The following is a 5006-nucleotide window of genomic DNA, read 5'->3' as shown; positions in this document are numbered from 1 at the left end:
CCGGCCGCGGCCGCGGAGCCGTCCGGGCCGAGGGCGTAGCCGAGGCCGGCGGTCAGCGTCACCGCGCCGGTCGCGGCCAGGAACGTACGGCGGTCGAGTGCTGCGGCGACATTGGTGACAGAGCGTATGCGCGACATGGCGCGGTCTCCCCGAGTGCGAACGCGTCGACAGTGACCGCGGGGCTTACGGCACCGGGGGCCGGGCCGAACTTCCCGCTCGTACTGGATCGTTGGCATCGGGGGTGGCCTGCACGTTAACGGCGACGCAACGCGCAGCGCCGATCACCGTACGTGGATCACCGTGCGGCGGCAGGGAGCCGGCGAGCGCCTCGTCTTGTCATGCCCGGGTGGGGGCGTGGCTCTTTCGCCGTCACTCTGTGTTCACCTTGCGGGGAAGGACGTGCCCGTGGGGCGGGCGCTCGCGCCACAGCCGCAGTCCGACGTCGACGAGTTCGACGCGCGGGAGGTCGGGGACGGTGTCGAGGTCGTGCCAGGCGGCCAGGTCCGTGGAGCCGTTCTGTTCGTGGCGCAGGGTGCCGCCGGTGACGGTGCCCTCGTAGACGATGCGCAGGCCGTGGAAGTCGGCGACCGTGCCCAGCTTGCGGGGGTAGCGGCGCAGGACCGAGTGGACGCCCAGGAGGGTCACGGGGTCGAGGCGGTAGCCCGTCTCCTCGTCCACCTCGCGGATCACGGTGTCGTACGGGTCCTCGCCGTGGTCCATGCCGCCGCCGGGCAGGGTCCAGCGCTTGCTGCCGTCGCCGGCGACCCAGCGGGCGAGCAGCACCTGCCCGTCCCGCACGCACACGGCGTAGGCCGCCACCCGCAGCTCTTTGTGCATTCCCCGACGTTAGAGGTATCCGCAGGGATGCGCGCGGCAATCGGGGGCCCTGCGGCGATCGGGGAGCGGGTCCGGGCCCGGCCTGTGGCCTCGGGCAGGACACGCGGCGGCCACGAAGCGGCCGATAGGCCCGGTCGGTCCCGGTTCGCGCCGGATGGCGGGTGGCGGAAGTCCGCCACGGCCCCATCCCGCCGCGGACAACTCTCCCCAAACTGCGGTCACTTACGTAAAGCTGAGCGGTCATCCGGCTCCGTATTCCGGACCCCTTCGAACACCCAGGGATGCTGATGACCCCCGATCCCCAGCGCGCGCCCATATCCGGTGCGAGACGCGCGGCCCGGCTCGCGGCCGCCGCCGGCCTGGTGGCCGCGCTCACCGCGGCCGGGCCGATACCCATGGCCCTCGCCTCCGACGCCGCTCCCGCCCCGTCCGCCGACCCCGCCGTCAAGTCCGCCAGCGACAAGCTGGGCGCCCAGGACGCGGAACTGCTCGCCGACGCCAAGGCGGACAACAAGAAGAACGTCACCATGATGGTGGCCACCGCCCCCGGCGCCACCGAACAGGTCGCCAAGCAGCTCGACGCGGTCAAGGGCGGCTCCGTGGGCCGCACCTACGACAAGCTCGGCTACGTGCGGGCGACCGTGCCGACGGGCAGGGCCGACGCCGCCATCAAGGCCGCCGAGAAGCTCGCCTCCGTGCACGGCATCGACCTGCGCCAGGAGATCCAGCTGGACGATCCGACGCCGGCCGGGGACACCGCCAAGGGCGCGTCCCAGAAGGCCACCGGGTCGTACGGCGGACCCGGCAGGAACACTCCCGCCAAGAACCCGTACAACCCGTCCTTCGAGACGGGCGCCGTCGACTTCGTGAAGGACAACCCGAAGGCCGACGGCCGCGGTGTCACCATCGGCATCCTCGACTCGGGCGTCGACCTCGGCCACCCGGCGCTGCAGAAGACCACCACCGGCGAGCGCAAGATCGTCGACTGGGTCACCTCGACCGACCCGATCGTCGACGGCGACGCCACCTGGCGGCCGATGGTCACCCAGGTCACCGGCCCGACGTTCACCGCCAACGGGCGTACGTACAAGGCGAAGGCGGGGTCGTACGGCTTCAGCACCTTCGCCGAGTCGGCCACCGCAGGCGGCGACGCCAAGGGCGACGCGAACCGCGACGGCGACACCACCGACAAGTGGGGCGTGCTGTACGACGCCGCCGCCGGGACGGTCACCGTCGACGTGAACGACAACGGCGACTTCACCGACGACGCCGCCATGAAGCCGTACAAGGACGGCTACCAGGTCGGCTACTTCGGCAAGGACGACCCGTCCACCGACGTCGTCGAGCGCCAGCCGTTCGTGGTGGAGATCCGCAAGGACGTCCCCATGGACCCGTACGGCGGCGACTGGGTCGGCAAGAAGGCCGACTTCGTCAACATCGGCGTCATCGAGTCCGAGCACGGCACGCACGTCGCGGGCATCACCTCGGCCAACGCGCTGTTCGGCAACAAGAACATGAACGGTGCCGCGCCCGGCGCGAAGCTCGTCTCCTCGCGCGCCTGCACCTGGACCGGCGGGTGCACGAACATCGCGCTCACCGAGGGCATGATCGACCTCGTCGCGAACCGCGGCGTCGACATCGTGAACATGTCCATCGGCGGTCTGCCCGCGCTGAACGACGGCAACAACGCGCGCAGCGAGCTCTACACGCGCCTCATCGACGACTACGGCGTCCAGCTGGTGATCTCCGCGGGCAACTCCGGCCCCGGCGCCAACACCATCGGTGACCCGGGCCTGGCCGACAAGGTCCTCTCGGTCGGCGCGTCCATCTCCAAGGAGACCTGGGCCGCCAACTACGGCTCCCGGGTCGAGAAGTCCTACGCGATGATGCCGTTCTCCTCGCGCGGCCCGCGCGAGGACGGCGGCTTCGCGCCGATCATCACCGCGCCCGGCGCGGCGATCAACTCGACGCAGACCTGGCTGCCCGGCGCACCGGTGGCCGAGGCGGGCTACCCGCTGCCGGCCGGCTACTCCATGCTGCAGGGCACCTCGATGGCCTCGCCGCAGGCCGCGGGGGCGAGCGCGCTGCTGCTGTCCGCCGCCAAGCGCGCGCACATCGACCTGACCCCGGCGAAGCTGCGCACCGCGCTCACCTCGACCGCGGACCACATCAAGGGCGAGCAGGCGTACGCCGAGGGCGCGGGCCTCATCGACATCGAGGACGCCTGGGACTCGATCAAGGACGGGGCGAGCGCGCACACGTACACCGTGAAGGCGCCCGTCGACACCGCGATCGACTACGCGCTGAAGACTCCCGGCTTCGGCACCGGCATCTACGACCGCGAGGGCGGTCTGAAGGCCGGGCAGCGCAAGACGTACGACGTCACGATCACGCGGACGTCCGGTTCGGCGAAGCCGGTGCTGCACAAGCTGTCGCTGAAGAACAACTCGGGTGACACCTTCGACATCGCCGGGTCGAGCAACGTGTGGCTGCCGCTGAACAAGGCCGTCACCGTGAAGGTGCAGGCCAGGCCGGAGTCGGCCGGGCTGCGCAGCGTGATCCTCCAGGTGGACGACCCGCGGACCGAGGGCGTCGACCAGCAGGTCATGGCGACCGTCGTCGTCTCGAAGCCGCTGGCCAAGCCGTCGTACACGTTCAACGACAAGAGCTCGGTGCAGCGCAACAGCACCAAGTCCTACTTCCTGACGGTGCCCGAGGGCGCCACGTCGCTGCAGGTGCGGATGAGCGGGCTGAAGGACGGCAGCCAGACGCGGTTCATCTCCATCCACCCGTACGGCGTGCCCGTCGACGACACGGCGACCCCGAGCTGCTACCCGAACTACGAGAACCCGGCCAACGTCTGCCGCCCGGACCTGCGTTCGTACGCGGACCCGGAGGCCGGCGTCTGGGAGATCGAGGTCGAGGCGCGCCGTACGTCGCCGCTGCTCGACAACCCGTACACGCTGGACGCCGCCGTGCTCGGCGCGTCCTTCGACCCGGCCGTGCAGACGCTGCCCGAGGCGAAGGTCGGCACGCCGGCCGCCGTCGACTGGAAGGTGACGAACAACTTCGCCGCCATCAAGGGCGGGAAGCTGCAGGGCGGTGCGCTCGGCTCGTCCAAGTCGGCGCGGCCCACCATCGCCGGTGGCGCCACGCAGACGTCGACGGTCGAGGTGCCCGCGGGCGCCGAGAAGCTCGACGTCGCGATCGGCAACGTCTCCGACCAGGCCGCCGACCTGGACCTCACGGTCTACGACGCGGCCGGGAACGTCGTCGGGCAGTCCGCCGACGGCGACTCCGAGGAGGCCGTGAGCATCGCGAAGCCGGCCGCCGGCACGTACACGGTGGAGGTCGCCGGCTACTCGGTGCCGTCCGGTTCGACCGCGTACGACTACACCGACGTCTTCTTCTCGCCGGCCCTCGGCACGGTGAAGGTCGACGAGTCGAAGACCGTGTCCCTGGCCACCGGGGCGTCCACGGACGTCGCCGCCGAGGTCACGGCCGCGGCCCCGGCGCCGGAAGGCCGGGAGTTCTTCGGCGAGGTGCGGCTGCTGAACGAGCGGGGCGTCGTCGCCGGCGTCGGCAGCGTGAAGATCGAGAAGGTCACCCCGTAGCGTTCCGGGTGACGTGAGTGCGAGGGGCGGGCGCCGGTGGCGCCCGCCCCTTCGCCGTCAGTCCTGCGGGCGCGCGCAGGTCAGGCCCTCGGCGCCGGGCAGCGCCTTGAGGATCTCCTTGCGCACGTCGGCGACGCCCCCGCCGGTCTCCCAGTCCTGCCGGTCCTCGGGGTACACCGGGGTGCGGATCAGCGTGTACGTGCCGGGCTTCAGGTCGGCGCGGGCCGTTCCGTGGAGGGTGACGGCGAACCGGGGGTGGTCGCGCACCGCCCGCTCGGGGCGGTAATAGCGCTTCACGTCGAGGAGGACGCGTACGTCGCCGTCGGCGCGCGGCACGATGCTGACCACCCGCCCCTCCACCAGCACCCGGGAACAGGCCAGGTGCATCTCGGGCGCGTACGCGGACTTGCCGCCGCCGTCCGCCGCCGACTTGGCGGAGCCGTCGGACGCGGTGCCGGCCGAGTCGGACCCGTGGGCGCCGAGCCAGACCAGACCGCCCAGGAACGAGGCGGCGCACGCCACGGCCAGCGCGCCGAGCGCGAGCCGGACCGGCCG

2 protein-coding genes and 1 pseudogene are annotated in these 5006 nt (G+C 71.7%); 1 reads left to right on the top strand and 2 read right to left on the bottom strand.

What is annotated here, in order from left to right; all coding sequences use genetic code 11:
* Window positions 1–369: 369 nt before the first annotated feature.
* Entirely contained in the window at window positions 370–837 is a 468-nt protein-coding gene (locus tag G3I40_RS02850; protein ID WP_164300558.1) for an NUDIX hydrolase, read from the bottom strand.
* Window positions 838–1124: 287 nt separating this feature from the next.
* On the opposite strand from G3I40_RS02850, the gene G3I40_RS02845 reads away from it, so the two are divergent.
* Complete coding sequence (locus tag G3I40_RS02845; protein WP_164300557.1) at window positions 1125–4451, top strand: S8 family serine peptidase; 3327 nt, start codon at window positions 1125–1127, stop codon at window positions 4449–4451.
* 57 nt (window positions 4452–4508) lie between these two features.
* On the opposite strand, the pseudogene G3I40_RS02840 reads toward G3I40_RS02845, so the two are convergent.
* Window positions 4509–5006: pseudogene (locus G3I40_RS02840) on the bottom strand (DUF4131 domain-containing protein); the annotation flags it as partial.

The organism is Streptomyces sp. SID14478, assembly GCF_010548525.1.
Lineage (GTDB): Bacteria > Actinomycetota > Actinomycetes > Streptomycetales > Streptomycetaceae > Streptomyces.
This window is presented reverse-complemented; position numbering and strand designations above follow the sequence as displayed.